The sequence below is a fragment of the Streptomyces meridianus genome, from assembly GCF_023703325.1.
In the GTDB taxonomy this organism is placed as follows: domain Bacteria; phylum Actinomycetota; class Actinomycetes; order Streptomycetales; family Streptomycetaceae; genus Streptomyces; species Streptomyces meridianus.
The window spans coordinates 331050-347263 of record NZ_JAMQGM010000001.1 but is presented as its reverse complement, the minus strand read 5'-3'; the positions used below and the strand labels follow the sequence as shown (position 1 = coordinate 347263).

Annotated in this window: 10 protein-coding genes; 1 reads left to right on the top strand and 9 read right to left on the bottom strand. The window is 72.1% G+C overall.

What is annotated here, in order from left to right; all coding sequences use genetic code 11:
- Positions 1-59: 59 nt before the first annotated feature.
- Entirely contained in the window at positions 60-1382 is a 1323-nt protein-coding gene (locus M1E25_RS01460) for a glutamate-5-semialdehyde dehydrogenase (protein ID WP_251408102.1), read from the bottom strand.
- A gap of 155 nt (positions 1383-1537) precedes the next feature.
- Positions 1538-2623: a glutamate 5-kinase gene (proB, locus tag M1E25_RS01455; RefSeq protein ID WP_251408273.1), complete on the bottom strand. Its 1086-nt coding sequence runs from the start codon at positions 2621-2623 to the stop codon at positions 1538-1540.
- Positions 2624-3059: 436 nt separating this feature from the next.
- On the opposite strand from proB, the gene M1E25_RS01450 reads away from it, so the two are divergent.
- Positions 3060-5168: a CDP-glycerol glycerophosphotransferase family protein gene (locus M1E25_RS01450; RefSeq protein WP_251408099.1), complete on the top strand. Its 2109-nt coding sequence runs from the start codon at positions 3060-3062 to the stop codon at positions 5166-5168.
- A gap of 102 nt (positions 5169-5270) precedes the next feature.
- On the opposite strand, the gene obgE is transcribed toward M1E25_RS01450, so the two are convergent.
- From obgE to M1E25_RS01415, 7 genes are all read right to left on the bottom strand, one after another.
- Positions 5271-6710 (bottom strand): GTPase ObgE, encoded by a 1440-nt coding sequence (gene obgE, locus M1E25_RS01445; protein WP_251408096.1) that lies wholly within the window; start codon positions 6708-6710, stop codon positions 5271-5273.
- 140 nt (positions 6711-6850) lie between these two features.
- On the bottom strand, positions 6851-7105 hold the full coding sequence (rpmA, locus tag M1E25_RS01440; RefSeq protein WP_251408093.1) for a 50S ribosomal protein L27: 255 nt from the start codon (positions 7103-7105) through the stop codon (positions 6851-6853).
- Positions 7106-7118: 13 nt separating this feature from the next.
- Positions 7119-7442 (bottom strand): 50S ribosomal protein L21, encoded by a 324-nt coding sequence (rplU, locus tag M1E25_RS01435; RefSeq protein WP_251408090.1) that lies wholly within the window; start codon positions 7440-7442, stop codon positions 7119-7121.
- Between the two features lie 237 nt (positions 7443-7679).
- Positions 7680-11405 (bottom strand): Rne/Rng family ribonuclease, encoded by a 3726-nt coding sequence (locus M1E25_RS01430; RefSeq protein WP_251408087.1) that lies wholly within the window; start codon positions 11403-11405, stop codon positions 7680-7682.
- A 220-nt stretch (positions 11406-11625) separates the two neighbouring features.
- The gene (locus M1E25_RS01425; RefSeq protein ID WP_251408084.1) at positions 11626-12429 is read right to left on the bottom strand and encodes a TIGR03936 family radical SAM-associated protein; all 804 of its coding nucleotides are present in this window, start codon (positions 12427-12429) and stop codon (positions 11626-11628) included.
- 198 nt (positions 12430-12627) lie between these two features.
- Positions 12628-14556, bottom strand: coding sequence for a TIGR03960 family B12-binding radical SAM protein (locus tag M1E25_RS01420; RefSeq protein WP_251408270.1), 1929 nt, complete (start codon positions 14554-14556; stop codon positions 12628-12630).
- Between the two features lie 95 nt (positions 14557-14651).
- Positions 14652-16193: a CYTH and CHAD domain-containing protein gene (locus tag M1E25_RS01415; protein WP_251408081.1), complete on the bottom strand. Its 1542-nt coding sequence runs from the start codon at positions 16191-16193 to the stop codon at positions 14652-14654.
- Positions 16194-16214: the final 21 nt, after the last annotated feature.

Genomic DNA, 16214 nt, shown 5'->3' with positions numbered 1-16214 from the left:
CCGCTGGATAGTGAAAGAACGCCAACGGGCCCCCGGGGACCGGGACCCTGCAGGGCCGGTCAGGAGCCGGGAACCCCGCCGCGGACGTGCCCGTCGCCGGTGACGACGTACTTCGTGGAGGTCATCTCCGGCAGGCCCATCGGGCCCCGGGCGTGCAGTTTCTGCGTCGAGATGCCGATCTCGGCGCCGAAACCGAACTCGCTGCCGTCCGTGAAACGGGTCGAGGCGTTCACGGCGACAGTGGTCGAATCGACCAACTGGGTGAACCGGCGGGCGGAGCTCTGCGACGAGGTGACGATCGCCTCGGTATGGCCGGAGGACCACTCTCGGATGTGGGCCACCGCGGCGTCCAGCGACGGGACCACGGCAGCGGCGATGTCGTAGGACAGGTACTCGGTCTCCCAGTCCTCGGCAGTGGCGGGCACCACCCGCGCCGAGGTCCCGGCCGCCTCGGCCGCGGCCACCACCCGCTCGTCGCCGTGCACGGTGACTCCGGCCCCGGCGAGCGCCGCGAGCGCCGGCGGCAGGAACTCCGCGGCGATGTCCTCGTGCACCAGCAGTGTCTCGGCCGCGTTGCACACGCTGGGACGCTGGGCCTTCGAGTTCAGCAGGATGTCCAGGGCCATCCGCAGGTCGGCCCCGGCGTCGACGTACACGTGGCAGTTGCCGGTCCCCGTCTCGATGACCGGCACCGTGGACTCCTCGACGACGGTCCGGATCAGCGAGGCACCCCCGCGCGGGATCAGCACGTCCACCAGGCCCCGCGCCCGCATGAGCTCGCGCACGGAGTCACGGCTCTCGCCCGGGACGAGCTGCACCGCGTCGGCGGGCAGACCCGCACCGGCGACGGCGTCCCGCACCACGGCCACCAGGGCCCGGTTGGATGCGTACGCGGAGGAGGACCCGCGCAGCAGCACGGCGTTGCCCGACTTGACGCAAAGAGCGGCGGCATCGACGGTCACGTTGGGCCGCGCCTCGTAGACGATCCCGACCACACCCAGCGGGACCCGCACCTGGCGCAGATCGATTCCGTTCGGCAGCGTGGAGCCGCGGACCACCTCGCCGACGGGGTCGGGCAGCGCGACGACGTCCCGGACATCGGAGGCCATGGCCCGCACCCGCTCGGGGGTCAGGGTGAGCCGGTCGACGACGCTCTCGCTCGTTCCCGTCTCACGCGCCCGCGCGACGTCACCGGCGTTGGCCTCGACGATCTCCGCGGCCCGGGACTCCAGCGCGTCCGCGACCGCCAGCAGTGCGGCGTCCTTGGCGGCGCGCGGCAGCGGAGCGAGGGCCTCCGCCGCGCCCCGGGCCCGGCGGGCGCACTCCAGGACGGGTGACGGGGCGGTCCGGTCGGTCGCGGGAGACGTGGAGACGCTGGTCATGCGTGCCAGCGTACTGACTCCGGCGGGCCGCTTCCGTGCGGTACCGCTCTGCGAGACGCCTGCGGCGACCGGCCGTTCCCGGCGCCGTCGGGCGCATGCCCGGGCCCCGCGGGGCCCTCGACCACGCGGGCATCCGGTCGGCGGCGGCAGCCGCGTCAGCGGTCCAGGAGCACCAGGTCGTCGCGATGGACGACCTCGCGCTCGTAGGCCGGGCCCAGCTCCCGCGCCAGCTCGTACGTGGTGCGCCCCAGCAGCCGGGGGATCTCCTTGGCGTCGAAGTTGACCAGCCCCCGTGCGACGGCATGCCCCTGCATGTCGCGCAGCTCCACCGGGTCCCCGGCAGTGAACTCGCCCTCGACGGCCGCGATCCCGGCGGGGAGCAGCGAGGTCCGGCGGTCGACCACGGCCTGCACGGCCCCGTCGTCCAGGGTCAGCGAACCGCGCGGTGCGGAGGCGTGCGCCAGCCACAGCAGCCGGCCCCGCGAGCGCCGGCCGGTGCGGTGGAAGTACGTCCCGGTGGGCCGCCCGGCGAGCGCTTCGGCGGCGCGGGCGGCCGAGGTCAGTACGACGGGGATGCCCGCCGCGGCGGCGATCCGGGCGGCCTCCACCTTGGTGACCATGCCGCCGGTGCCCACCCCGGCACGCCCTGCGCTTCCGATGGAGACGCCGTCCATGTCCCGTGGCCCGGTGACCTCGGGGATCCGGGAGGTGCCGGGGCTGCTGGGATCGCCGTCGTAGAGACCGTCGACGTCCGAGAGCAGGACGAGCAGGTCGGCCCGGACGAGATGGGCGACGAGCGCGGCCAGCCGGTCGTTGTCCCCGAACCGGATCTCATCCGTGGCCACGGTGTCGTTCTCGTTGACGACCGGCAGCGCGCCCATGGCCAGCAGCTGGTCCAGGGTCCGGAAGGCGTTGCGGTAGTGCGCACGACGGCTGGTGTCGTCGGATGTGAGCAGGACCTGCCCCACCCGCACGCCGTGACGCGCGAAGGAGGCGGTGTAGCGGGCGACGAGCAGCCCCTGCCCGACGCTGGCCGCGGCCTGCTGGCTCGCGAGGTCCCGGGGGCGGCGCGGCAGCCCGAGCGGGGCGAGACCGGCCGCGATGGCTCCGGAGGAGACCAGCACGATGTCCTTGACGCCGCCCTCCCGTGCCCGGGCCAGAACGTGGACTAGGGCGTCCACCCGATCCGCGTCCAGCCCTCCCGCCGACGTGGTAAGAGAGGACGAGCCGACCTTCACCACGATCCTGCGGGCCGCCACGACCTCGTCACGCTCCGCCGTCGGCCCTGCTGCCCCTGACACGTACGTCCCCTTGTTCGACCCAGCGCTGTTCCGGGCCGCCGTGAGGCGTCCCCTCGCTGGCAATCTACGTCAGCGCGCGGACTCCGGTGCCGGCGTCCCGATCGGCGGACGGCCCCGGCCGCCGGGGCATCCGGCTGCTGCACACGGCGCAACCCGCCCTACCGCCTTTGACCGCATTGCAGGTGATTGCTGTCACCGCAGATTGTCACGGGGGCGGCGCGCATCATACGGTCAGTGGTCGACCTGGCGTCGGCGCCGCCCGATCCGGCTGCTCCGACGCGTCCCGCGACCCGCGCCCCGCCGTCCACCTGCGAGGCATCGCGCCCGGGCCCCGGTCCGTCCCCCGTCCGTACGTCTCCCGCCAGGAGCCCAGCCCGTGCCCTCAGCCGGACTCGCCCCCCGCCGCATCGTGCAGCTCTGTGCGCTGCTCGCGATGTTCGCGGCCTTCACGGCCCAACTCGCGGGCGCGTTGCTGCCCAACGTGCCACTCTTCGTCACCGCTTCGGCGGCGGGCCTCGCGCTCGACCTCCATCTCCAGCACCGCCAGCCCGGCCTGCTCGCGCTGCTGGGCAAGGTCCGCTTCGACGTCACCGTCCGGCAGCTTCTGCGGGACATGCTGATCCTCGTCGGGCTGCTCCGCATCCCGGGTGTCAATCCGCTGCACGAGCAGTCACCGCTCACCATCGCCCTCCTCGCGTTCTACGCCCTGCACTTCGCCTGTCAGGCCATGGCGGTCCTGGTGCGCCGCAGCCGCACGCTGCCCATCGTCACGCGCAACATCGACACCAGCGGCCTGGAGCTCTCCCCCGCTCCCCCGCGCATGCTGGCCCGCCGTGCCGGCCACCGGTTGCTGACCTTCGCGGTCCCCTCCACCACGGGCCTGCTGATCAGCTCCGTCACCACCGAGGCCGTCTGGGGCGGCGTCGGCCTGGGCATCTCGCTGGCCCTGCTGCTCGGCGGCATGATCCACCTCGGCACCTGGCTGCTCCCGGGCAAGCGGACGGCGAACGAGCAGGCAGCCATCCAGTGGCTCAACGAGTGGCTGGCGTCCTACCGGCCGACGGTCGGCATGTACTTCTCCGGCGGCACCACGTCCGCGTACCAGGCCAACATGTGGCTCTCCACGCTCGCCGAGCTGGACCGGCCCGTCATCGTGCTCCGTGAGCGGTTCATGGTGCAGAAAATCGAGGCGACGGACGTCCCGATCCTGTGCATCCCGAAGGTCGCCCACCTGATGAACCTCGAGCACTCCACGCTCAAGGCGATGCTGCACCCGGCGAACTCCGGCAAGACCTCCCAGGTGCTGCGCATTCCTTCGATCAAGCACGCCTTCATCAACCACGGCGAGAGCGACAAGCTCTCCAGCTGCAACCCGTACGCCAAGGCGTACGACGAGGTGTGGGTCGCGGGCCCGGCCGCCCGCGAGCGCTACCAGCTCGCCGACATCGGCGTCGACGACCGCGACGTCGTCGAGGTCGGCCGCCCGCAGCTGGCGCCCATCCGGCCCTACGCCGGGCCGCCGGCCGCGGACGGCATCACCACCGTTCTCTACGCCCCCACCTGGGAGGGCTGGACGAACGACCCGGGCAACACCTCGGTGATCCTGGCGGGCGAGAACATCGTCCGCGAACTGCTGGCCGACCCGAAGGTCCGCCTGCTCTACAAGCCTCACCCGATGACCGGTTCGGTCGATCCCCGCGCGGGCCGCGCCAACCAGCGCATCCAGGAGATGATCGTCGCCGCCAACGCCCGGCGCAGCGGCGAACGCCCGGACGTGTCCGCCGTGGCCGAGCGCCACCGCCGCGCCGCCGACCTGGACCGGCTCACCAGCACGACGTTCCGCACCAGCGCCGACGAGGCCGAGCGGATGATGCTCCAGAGCGCCCCCGAGGAGGACCGGGCCGGGATGGTGGCCGCCGCCACGGCCGCATGGGAGGAGGCCTACTGGGCCTCGTACCCGGAGTGGGAACACCTGATCATCACATCCGCCCGGCCCGGCATCTACACCTGCTTCAACCAGGCGGACCTGCTGATCAGCGACGTGTCCAGCGTGGTCTCGGATTATCTGACCAGCGAGAAGCCTTACGCGGTCGCCAACACCAGCGGCCTGTCCGAGGACGACTTCCGGGCGAACTTCCCCACCGTCCGCGCCGCGACCATCCTCGACCCCAAGGCGACCGGTGTCCCGGGGCTCCTCGATCTGGTGCGCAACCCCGGCAAGGACGACCACGCCGGGGCTCGCAAGGAGCTCAAGGAGCACCTGCTCGGCCCGTCCGACCCGCCGTCGCTGGTGCGCTTCGACGCGGCGACGCGGGCCCTGTGCGCGGAGGCCGACGCCCGGCGCGCCCGGATGGAGGCACGCCAGTCCTCCGAGGTTCCCGGGCAGCGCGAGGTCGAGGACGCCGCCGAGGAGCTGGAGCTCGATCCCCACACCTCCGCCACGGACCCGACCGCCTCCACCGAGGAGGACGCGGTCAACGCCTAGCACCGGCACCGTGAACGGCTCGGGCCCCGAAGGCAGTCAACTGCCTTCGGGGCCCGAGCCGTTCAGCGCGGTGGAACCGGAGCCGGCCCGCCGTTCATCCGCTCACGCAAAGGGGTCGAAGTCGTCATAGGCGGCCTCGGCGTCGTCCCGCTCGGCCTCCCGCTCGCGGCGGCGCTGGGCCGCCGGACGCGGCGCATCGAGGCGATGGTCCTCGCCACGCCGGCCGAGCATCTCTGCGCCCGCGGCGAGCGACGGCTCCCAGTCGAAGACAACGGCGTCCTCGTCCGGACCGATGGCCACTCCGTCCCCGGGGCGCGCCCCGGCCTTCATGAGCTCCTCCTCGACGCCCAGCCGGTTCAGGCGGTCGGCGAGGTAGCCCACGGCCTCGTCGTTGTTGAAGTCGGTCTGCCTGACCCAGCGTTCGGGCTTCTCGCCGCGCACCCGGAACAGCGCCTCTCCCTCGGCGGTCACCGTGAAACCCGCGTCGTCGACGGCCTGGGGACGGATGACGATGCGCGTCGCCTCCTCCTTCGGCTTGGCAGCCCGTGCCTCGGCAACGACACCGGCCAGCGCGAAGGACAGCTCCTTGAGCCCCTGCCGCGAGACCGCCGACACCTCGAAGATGCGGTATCCGCGGGCTTCGAGCTCGGGGCGGATGATGTCGGCGAGGTCCTGTCCGTCCGGGATGTCGATCTTGTTGAGCACCACGATCCTCGGCCGGTCGTCCAAGCCGCCGTACTCGGCGAGTTCGGCCTCGATGACGTCCAGGTCGGAGAGCGGATCCCGCTCGGACTCCAGCGTCGCCGTGTCCAGCACGTGCACGAGCACCGAGCAGCGCTCGACGTGCCGGAGGAACTCCAGCCCCAGGCCCTTGCCCTTGCTCGCGCCCGGGATCAGGCCCGGTACGTCGGCGATGGTGTAGACGGTCGAACCGGCCGTGACCACACCAAGGTTCGGGACCAGCGTCGTGAACGGGTAGTCCGCGATCTTCGGTTTGGCCGCGGACAGCACCGCGATGAGCGACGACTTGCCTGCGCTCGGGTAGCCCACGAGCGCCACGTCGGCGACGGTCTTCAACTCCAGGACCACATCACCGGCCCGGCCGGGCTCACCGAGCAGCGCGAAACCGGGCGCCTTGCGACGGGCCGAGGCCAGTGCCGCGTTGCCGAGACCGCCCCGGCCGCCCTGCGCGGCGACATAACGCGTGCCCTCGCCCACCAGGTCGGCGAGCACCTGGCCGTGCCGGTCCAGGACGACCGTGCCGTCCGGGACGGGAAGTACGAGGTCCGCACCGTCCTTGCCGGAACGGTTGCCGCCCTCGCCGGGCTTGCCGTTGGTCGCCTTGCGGTGCGGCGAGTGGTGATAGTCGAGCAGCGTCGTGACGGACTGGTCGACGACCAGGATCACGTCGCCGCCCCGGCCGCCGTTGCCGCCGTCCGGGCCGCCGAGCGGCTTGAACTTCTCACGGTGCACGGAGGCGCAGCCATGGCCTCCGTTACCCGCGGCGACATGCAGCTCGACGCGGTCCACGAAGGTGGTCATGCGGGCCTCCTGCTGTGCTGACGTGGATGTACTGCTGATGAGGGTTGAACGCGCCGAGGGCGGACCGGCTTCCCCGCCGCTCGCTGCGACGGGAAAGGGCGGTCCGCCCTCGGGAAAGGTGCTGTATCGCGCGGAAGCCGTCAGGCGACCGGGACGATGTTCACGACCTTGCGGCCACGGCTGCTGCCGAACTCGACCGCACCGGCGGCGAGGGCGAACAGCGTGTCGTCGCCGCCACGGCCGACGCCCGTGCCCGGGTGGAAGTGGGTGCCGCGCTGACGGACCAGGATCTCACCGGCGTTCACGACCTGACCGCCGAAGCGCTTCACGCCGAGCCGCTGGGCATTGGAGTCGCGACCGTTCCGAGTGGACGATGCGCCCTTCTTGTGTGCCATCTCTCCTCAGTCCTTACTTCGCAGCCGGGGTGGGAATGCCGGTGATCTTGAGCGCCGTGTACTGCTGGCGGTGGCCCTGGCGCCGACGGTAGCCGGTCTTGTTCTTGTACCGAAGGATGTCGATCTTGGCACCCTTGTGGTGGTCCACGATCTCGGCCTCGACCTTGACGCCCGCGAGCACCCACGGGTCGCTCGTCACGGTGTCACCGTCCACGACGAGCAGGGTCGACAGCTCGACCGCGTCGCCCACCTTGCCGGTGGAAATCTTGTCAACCTCGACGATGTCGCCGACAGCAACCTTGTGCTGGCGACCACCGCTGCGCACGATTGCGTACACGCGGAACTCACTCTCTGCTCGTTAACGGGACCCGTGATGCCAGCCGCTCACACGGACGGGTGTCCGTGAGATCCGTGCGGACGAGCGGCCTCTCCCGGCGGACCGGGAGGTATTTGCTCAAGGGGTTGGCGTACAGACGCCGACGCTCCAGGTTACGGAACCCCGGTCGCGCCGGTCAAACCGGGTGTCCCTCCCCGCACCCGCTCGTTCGAGCGGGTGCGGGGAGGGACACGCGGCCTATGCCTCGTCGGCGGGCGCGGGGGCGGACGCCGCGGACCGGTCCGCCGCCACCGTCTCCTTCTGCGCCGCCTTCTTGGCCGTGGTCTTCTTCGCGGCCGTCTTCTTGGCGGTGGTCTTCTTCGCGGCCGTCTTCTTGGCCGGGGACTTCCTGGCGGTCTTGCGGGCCGTCTTCCGGGCCGGGGCGGACTCCTCGGGCTCCCCCGCCTCGGCCGCAGGTTCCTCGTCGGCGGACGTCTGCGCAGCCTCCTCGGCATCCGGAAGCCCGGCTGCCGGTACGACGATCTCGGCCGAGGCCGCGGCCTCGGCGGCCTCCTGGGCAGGTTGCTGCGGCGGACCGGCCGGCGAGGAGACCTTGCGGGTCGCCCGGCGCCGCGCCCGGACCGGCGGGGCCGGCTCCGCGGCAGCGGCCGGCTCGGTCACCGGCTCGGACCCGGCCGCCGGTTCGCGCTTGGCGGGGGCGACGACCACGGCCGCCTCCTCCGACACCTTCGGCGAACCGGCGGGCGCCGACACCTTGCGGGTGGCCCGTCGGCGGGAACGCCCGCGCGACGCCGCGGCCTCGGCCTCCTCCGCGCTGCTGAACAGTTCCTCGTCCGGTGTGAACTCGGGCTCGGGAAGCTTCCGGGGCTCGGCCGCCTCGGCGGCCACCTCGGCCTCGGTCTCCTTCTCCGGCCCGGGCTCGGCGGTCTCCTGGGTGGGCTCGTGGACGGGCTCCTGCGGCTGGCCGCCGCCGGACTTGCCCTTCTTCTTGCGCTTGCCGCCGCCCCCGTTGCCCGGCACGGTGGGCTGTTCCACGTGGACGATGACCCCGCGGCCGTTGCAGTGCGCGCAGCTCTCGGAGAAGGACTCCAGCAGGCCCTGGCCGACGCGCTTGCGCGTCATCTGGACCAGACCCAGCGAGGTGACCTCGGCGACCTGGTGCTTCGTCCGGTCACGGCCCAGGCACTCCAGCAGACGCCGCAGCACCAGGTCGCGGTTGGACTCCAGCACCATGTCGATGAAGTCGATCACGATGATGCCGCCGAGGTCGCGCAGCCGCAGCTGACGCACGATCTCCTCGGCCGCCTCCAGGTTGTTCCTGGTGACCGTCTCCTCGAGGTTGCCGCCCTGACCGGTGAACTTGCCGGTGTTGACGTCGACCACGATCATCGCTTCGGTCCGGTCGATGACCAGCGAGCCCCCGCTCGGCAGCCACACCTTGCGGTCGAGCGCCTTCATGAGCTGCTCGTCGATGCGATACGTCGCGAAGACGTCGACGTCCGAATTCCACTTCTGCAGCCGGTCGGTGAGGTCCGGGGCGACGTGCTGGACGTAGTCGTGGACGGTCTTCCACGCCTCGTCACCGCTGACGATGACCTTGGTGAAGTCCTCGTTGAAGATGTCCCGGACCACCCGGACGGTCATGTCCGGCTCGCCGTAGAGCAGCGTCGGCGCGTTTCCGCTCTTCGCCTTCTTCTGAATGTCCTCCCACTGCGCCTGCAGCCGCTCGACGTCGCGACGCAGTTCCTCCTCGCTCGCACCCTCGGCCGCGGTGCGCACGATGACACCGGCATCCTCGGGGACGACCTTCTTGAGGATCGTCTTCAGCCGGGCCCGCTCCGTGTCGGGCAGCTTGCGGCTGATGCCGGTCATCGAGCCCTCGGGCACGTAGACCAGGTAGCGGCCGGGCAGCGAGACCTGGCTGGTGAGCCGGGCGCCCTTGTGCCCGATCGGGTCCTTGGTGACCTGGACCAGAACGGACTGGCCGGACTTCAGCGCGGTCTCGATCCGGCGCGGCCCGTGGGCCATGCCGAGCGCCTCGAAGTTGACCTCGCCCGCGTAGAGCACGGCGTTGCGGCCCTTGCCGATGTCGACGAACGCGGCCTCCATCGACGGCAGCACGTTCTGGACCTTGCCCAGGTAGACGTTGCCGACGTAGCTGGTGGCCTGCTCCTTGTTCACGAAGTGCTCGACGAGGACGTCGTCCTCGAGCACGCCGATCTGCGTGCGGTCGCCGTTCTCGCGGACGACCATGACCCGCTCGACGGCCTCGCGGCGGGCGAGGAACTCGGCCTCGGTGATGATCGGCACCCGGCGGCGGCCCTGCTCGCGCCCTTCGCGGCGGCGCTGCTTCTTCGCCTCGAGACGGGTGGAGCCCTTGATGGACTGCACCTCGTCGGCGCCGGTGCCCGGCTCCTCCTTCTTGCGGGGCTCACGAACCTTGACGACCGTGCGCTCCGGGTCGTCCGAGCCGGCCTCGGCGGTCTCGCCGGCGTCGCCGCTGCGACGGCGGCGGCGACGACGGCGCCGGCTGCTGCTGCTGCTGCTGCTGCTGCTGGAGGAGGATCCGCTTTCCTCGGACGTGCCCTCGTCCTCGTCGGCGCCCTCCTGCTCGTCCTCCGCGGGACCCTCCGGGTTCTCCGCCGAGCCGGAGGCCCTGCCGCCGTCCTCCTCGGGACGGTCCGGCCCGCCTTCGGCGGAGTCGCCGCGACGACGGCGGCGCCCGCCACGCCGACGGCGACGGGCCGGGCGGTCCCCCGACTCGTCGTCGCCCTCGGCCTGGTCGGCCCGGTCTTCGGTCTCGGCGGACTCGCCGTTCTCCGAGGTCTCGGCGAACTCCTCGGCCGGCTCCCGGCGCCGACGGCGGCGGCGCGGGGCGGTGTCCGCCTCGTCCTCGTCCGCGCCGGCCCGGGCCTCGGCCTCAGCGGCGGCAGCGGCGGCTGCCGTCTCGGGGGTCTGGAACACCGGCTCGGTGAACACCGGCGCCTGGAAGACCGCGCTCGGCGGCCGGACCGCACGGCGGCGGGTACGGGCCGGCTCGGCGGGCTCCTGCGCAGCGGCCCGGTCCGGCGTGCCGCCCTGGCTCTCGGCCGTGTCCTCGGCGGGGGCGGCGGACTTGCGGGAGGCACGTCGGCGGGTACGGGCCGGCGGTGCGTCGATGGCGTCGGCCACGGTGACTGCGGCGGCGCGGTCCGGCTGCTCCTCGGTGGTGTCCTGTGCGGCCTCCGCGGAGGCCGCTGCCGGGGCGGCGGACTTGCGCGTGCCACGACGCCGGGTACGCGCCGGCGGCGCAACCTCCTCGGCATCCGGCGCCGGGGCAGCCCCGGTCCCGGCGGCCTCGGCGGCCTCCGTCCCGGATGCCTCGGTCACTGCTGCTTCCCCGATGTCCTCGGACGCCGGGGATGCGGGGCCGGTCGCCGGTTCGCCGGTGGCGGCCGGTGCGCTCTCCTCGGCAGCCGCCGGCGAACCGGCGGGGGCCGAAACCTTGCGCGCGGCACGACGCCGCGACCGGACCGGCGGCGCGGCCTCCTCGGCGGACTCCTCCACCGGCGACGGCACCGCGGCCTGCGCCTCCACCGAAGCCGGGGCGGCGGGCGCGGCCGGCTCGACGACGGCAGCGGCGCTCTCCTCGGCCGGAGCCGGGGAAGCGACAGGGGCCGTCACCTTGCGGGTCGCACGGCGACGGGTACGGGCCGGCGGCGCGGCCTCCTCGGCGGACTCCTCCACCGGCGACGGCACCGCGGCCTGCGCCTCCACCGAAGCGGGAGCTGCCGGAGCCTGCACCGGCGGTATGGCCGGCGCGGCCTCGGCCGGCGCGCCGGCCGGAGGGCCTGCGGGCCTGGACGCGGCACGGCGGCGGCGCGGCGGCAGGGTGTCGCTGGGGCTGCTGTCCGAGCCGTTGCCGTGGTTCTGGGCGCGGTCTGCGCCGGCCGACGGCTCGTTGGGGTCGGTTGCTTCGAGCATGCGGGCGGTTCTCCCGTCTACGCTCCCGGGCGCCGCGCCCTGTTCCGGGAGCGGGCCGCTGATGTTCGCGTCCCGCTCTCCGGGGGCGTGGGCGCCGCACGGGAGCTGTTGTCTCACTCGCCGGGTCCGTCAGGGCGGGACCGGCGAAAGTCTCCTGGTCAGTGCGTCTGCCGGACCCGGGTGGCTCCCTGGTTCCTCGGCGACGCGACGACGGCGGTCCTCAGGCCGAACCATCCGGCGCCTCCGCCGAGGGGCCCTCCTGAACTGCCGGAGGGGAGGCCGGCCCGGCGGCCGCGAATCGGACGGCCGTGGCTGCCTCGCGGTCGGACGCGAGCGGGTCGGTCACCGTGCCGGTCTCCTCATCGAGCGGCCCCTGCGCCAGCCTGGTCACCGCAGCGGGGACCGGCGGCGCCAGGTCGGCCGTGGCGCGGAGACCGGACAGGACGTCGTCGGGTCGCACGGCAGGTGTGGAATGCCGAACAACCAGCCGCAGTATCGCACAGGCGTCGTCCACCGGCCCATCACCCGCGTCGTCGACGACCTCGAGGCGCTTCACGGCGGCGCGGGAATCGAAGGTCCGCATCCCGCTCTTCGTCCGCCGCTCGACCTCGACCGTTCCGGCCGCGAGGAACGTCTGCACGGCACCGGCGGCCTCCGTCCGGTCCGCACCGGGCAGCCTGATCTGCCAGACCGAGGCCTCCAGCCGCTCGGCGAGACCGGACGTCCGTGCCTCCACGGCGTCCACGATGTCGAGCCCGGTCGGCATCGACTCGTCGAGGAGCAGGCGCAGCTTCTCCGGGTCCCGCTGCTCGGTGAGGGCGATCTCGAGGTACTCGGCCTCGCTGCCCGTGCCGGTGGGTGCGGCATTGGCGTACGACACCTTCGGGTGCGGGGTGAAGCCCGCCGAGTACGCCATCGGCACCTCGGCCCGTCGCAGGGCCCGCTCGAAGGCGCGCTGGAAATCGCGGTGGCTGGTGAACCGGAGGCGGCCGCGCTTGGTGTAGCGCAGGCGAATGCGCTGCACCGCGGGTGCTGGCGGCGGGCCCTCGGGCTGTCGCTTGCCCAGTGTCGTTCAGTCCTTCGTGAGTTCCGTCGTACTGCCATCCAGATTACGTGTGCCGGCCACCGCTGGTTCCCGGGACCCGGGCACAAGCCGCGGACCTGCCCCGGAACCCTCGCCCCAGCAGGCCCGCCCCCTGGTCCCGGCGGCTCCGAGCCGGTCCTACTCGTTGACGACCGTGAGCGGGAGCAGCTTCTTGCCGGTGGGGCCGATCTGGATCTCGGTGTCCATCTGCGGACAGACACCGCAGTCGAAGCACGGCGTCCAGCGGCAGTCCTCGACCTCGGTCTCGTCGAGGGAGTCCTGCCAGTCCTCCCAGAGCCAGTCCTTGTCCAGCCCGGAGTCCAGGTGGTCCCAGGGCAGGACTTCCTCGTAGGTGCGCTCGCGGGTGGTGTACCAGTCGACGTCGACGCCCTGCTCGGGCAGCGTGCTGCCGGCGCACTCCATCCAGCGGTCGTAGCTGAAGTGCTCGCGCCAGCCGTCGAAGCGGCCGCCGTCCTCGTAGACGGCGCGGATGACGCTGCCGACCCGGCGGTCGCCGCGCGAGAGCAGGCCCTCGACGATGCCCGGCTTGCCGTCGTGGTACCGGAAACCGATGGAACGGCCGTACTTCTTGTCCCCGCGGATCTTGTCGCGGAGCTTGCCGAGCCGCGCGTCGGTCTCCTCCGCGGACAACTGCGGCGCCCACTGGAACGGGGTGTGCGGCTTGGGCACGAACCCGCCGATGGACACGGTGCAGCGGATGTCGTTCCGCCCGGAGACCTCACGGCCCTTGGCGATGACGTTGACCGCCATGTCGCCGATCTGCAGGACGTCGTCGTCGGTCTCGGTCGGCAGGCCGCACATGAAGTACAGCTTCACCTGGCGCCAGCCGTTGCCGTAGGCGGTGGCGACGGTCCGGATCAGGTCCTCCTCCGAGACCATTTTGTTGATGACCTTGCGGATGCGCTCGGATCCGCCCTCGGGTGCGAAGGTCAGGCCCGAGCGGCGGCCGTTGCGGGTCAGCTCGTTGGCCAGGTCGATGTTGAACGCGTCGACCCGGGTGGACGGCAGCGACAGGCCGATCTTGTCCTCTTCGTAGCGGTCCGCGAGTCCCTTGGCGATGTCACCGATCTCGGTATGGTCGGCCGAGGACAGGGACAGCAGGCCGACCTCCTCGAAGCCGGTGTTCTTCAGGCCCTTGTCGACCATCTCGCCGATGCCGGTGATGCTGCGCTCGCGGACCGGGCGCGTGATCATGCCGGCCTGGCAGAAACGGCAGCCACGGGTACAGCCGCGGAAGATCTCCACGGACATCCGCTCGTGCACGGTCTCCGCGAGCGGGACCAGGGGCTGCTTCGGGTAGGGCCACTCGTCGAGGTCCATCACGGTGTGCTTGGACACCCGCCACGGCACGCCCGAGGCGTTCGGGACGACGCGGCTGATCCGGCCGTCGGCGAGGTACTCCACGTCATAGAACTTCGGGACGTAGACGGTGCCCGTGCGGGCCAGCCGCAGCAGTACCTCGTCCCGGCCGCCGGGGCTGCCCTCGGCCTTCCAGGCGCGAATGATCTCGGTGATCTCGAGGACCGCCTGCTCGCCGTCGCCGACCACCGCGCAGTCGATGAAGTCGGCGATGGGCTCCGGGTTGAACGCCGCGTGACCGCCGGCGAGCACCAGCGGATGTTCGACGGTCCGGTCCTTCGCCTCGATCGGGATACCGGCCAGATCCAGCGCGGTCAGCAGGTTGGTGTAGCCCAGCTCGGTGGAGAAGGAGACACCGAACACGTCGAAGGCGCTGACGGGGCGGTGGGAGTCCACAGTGAACTGCGGCACCCGGTGCTCCCGCATGAGTTCCTCGAGGTCCGGCCACACGCTGTACGTGCGCTCGGCGAGCACGCCCTCGCGCTCGTTGAGCACCTCGTAAAGGATCATGACGCCCTGGTTGGGCAGGCCGACCTCGTAGGCGTCGGGGTACATCAGCGCCCATCGCACATCACAGGCGTCCCAGTCCTTGACGGTGGAGTTGAGCTCTCCACCGACGTACTGGATCGGCTTCTGGACGTGCGGGAGAAGCGCTTCCAGGCGCGGGAAGACCGACTCGACAGGCATCGCGATGTCTCTCATGAGCTGACTGGGGGACCACCCAGCGTACCGCGAACGGCGCAAGCCGCCGGACGGCTCCGCCCACGGCGTGCGTGCACGCCTCAGCCACCGAGGCCGGCCCGCAGCTTTCTTCCCGCGACCTCCCGCCACACCTTCCCGAGCTCGGCCTCCCGGGCGGCGGCGCGCTGCTCCTCGCGCCCGTACAGGACACCGAACGTGAAGGCGTTCTCACCGGACGAGTGAGTGCGGGCCGCGAGACCGAGCAGGGCCTCACGGGCGACAACGGAATCCTGGTGATCGCCGAGCACGGTCTGGAGCGACTTCATCCGCTTCACCATCCGCCGGGCCGGCTTCCCCAGGACCGGCCGGGCCGCCTCCGCTCCGTAACGGGTGCGCTTGGCGGCCTTGCGGGCCTCGTGCAGAGCCAGGTCACGCTCCTCTCCCGGCGGGAGGCCCAGCGCGCGGTCGATCCGGACCGTGAGCCGGTCGAGGTCGCGCAGCACCGCCTTGCGCATGACGCCGCGCGGCTTGCGGGAGGCGGCGGGCAGCAGCGGAGGGTCGTCGAGCAGAGTGTCGAGGGTTCCGAGCAGTGCGAGGTAGCGGTCTGCGTCAAGGACCCGGTTGACGTGCCGGCGGGTGTCGGCATGCTGAGCGTTGTCCCAGGTGCGCAGCTGTCCCCGCGGAGAGCCGATCAGCAGTTCGTGTGGCAGGGCGTTCAGTTCCTCGTGCAGGCGTGCACTGAGCACCTCGCGGTCCCGGTCCAGACCCAACTCTCCTGCCAGCCAGGACAGTTCGGTGATGACAGGGTCGGTTGCGGCCCGGTCGAGGACGTTGCGGTAGGTCCGCAGGGCGCTGCGCAGCCGGCGGCAGGCGACGCGCATCCGGTGCACCGAGTCGGGGGCTTCGAGGCGCACCGCGGGATCCAGCCGGACGATCTCGTCCGCCTGCGCACGCACGTAGGCCAGGACGTGGTCGCCGGCCGTCACCGGCTTGCGCCGGGCAGCGGCCCGGGTCTTCCCGGCACGTTCGGTGCGGGGCCGGGTGCGTTCCAGGGCGCGCGCCAGCTTCGAGGGGACGTCCGCCCGGACCAGTCCGGCGGCCAGCAGATGCCGTTCCACACCGTCGAGGAATGCGGGAGGGGTCGCGCCGGCGAGCTCCACCTCGGTCTCCGCCCAGGTCGTGGCGGAGTCGCCGCCGTGCAGCCGTTGCGCCTCGACCCGGTCGACGGCGACGTCGGCGAGGACAGCGCCGTCGGCGTCGTGGAGCCGGCGGATGCGGCGCTCGGTGCGCAGTCGCATGACGGGAACCAGGTCCCGGTCGCGGGTGTGTACGCGGACCAGCGAAGCCAGGCGGCGCGGCACCTCGTCGGAGAGGGGGGCGTGGATCTCGTCCCGCGCGTCGCCGTTCGCTGCGGCGTCGGCGGGCAGTTTGAGGTGCCAGCCCTCGTCGTCGCCGCCGGTGCGCCGGCGCAGGGTGATCCCTGCGGTCGCCAGGCGTTCGTCGGGGGTGTCGTAGTAGGTGGCGTCGAGGGCGTGGACGCCCTCGTCCGCGACCGTCGCCACCCCGGCGATGTCCCGCAGGTCGGGAAGATCTCCGCCCGAGGAATCGTACTTTCGTTCGATCTCTCGCACTTTGTCGGCCATGATGCCGAATGTAGTCGCCCT

Excerpts from the sequence above, each read along its gene's own strand:
- M1E25_RS01430 (WP_251408087.1), bottom strand. The coding sequence starts at position 11,405 with ATGCTCGAAGCAACCGACCCCAACGAGCCGTCGGCCGGCGCAGACCGC.
- obgE (WP_251408096.1), bottom strand. The coding sequence starts at position 6,710 with ATGACCACCTTCGTGGACCGCGTCGAGCTGCATGTCGCCGCGGGTAAC.
- rpmA (WP_251408093.1), bottom strand. The coding sequence starts at position 7,105 with ATGGCACACAAGAAGGGCGCATCGTCCACTCGGAACGGTCGCGACTCC.
- M1E25_RS01415 (WP_251408081.1), bottom strand. The coding sequence starts at position 16,193 with ATGGCCGACAAAGTGCGAGAGATCGAACGAAAGTACGATTCCTCGGGC.
- M1E25_RS01420 (WP_251408270.1), bottom strand. The coding sequence starts at position 14,556 with ATGCCTGTCGAGTCGGTCTTCCCGCGCCTGGAAGCGCTTCTCCCGCAC.
- M1E25_RS01460 (WP_251408102.1), bottom strand. The coding sequence starts at position 1,382 with ATGACCAGCGTCTCCACGTCTCCCGCGACCGACCGGACCGCCCCGTCA.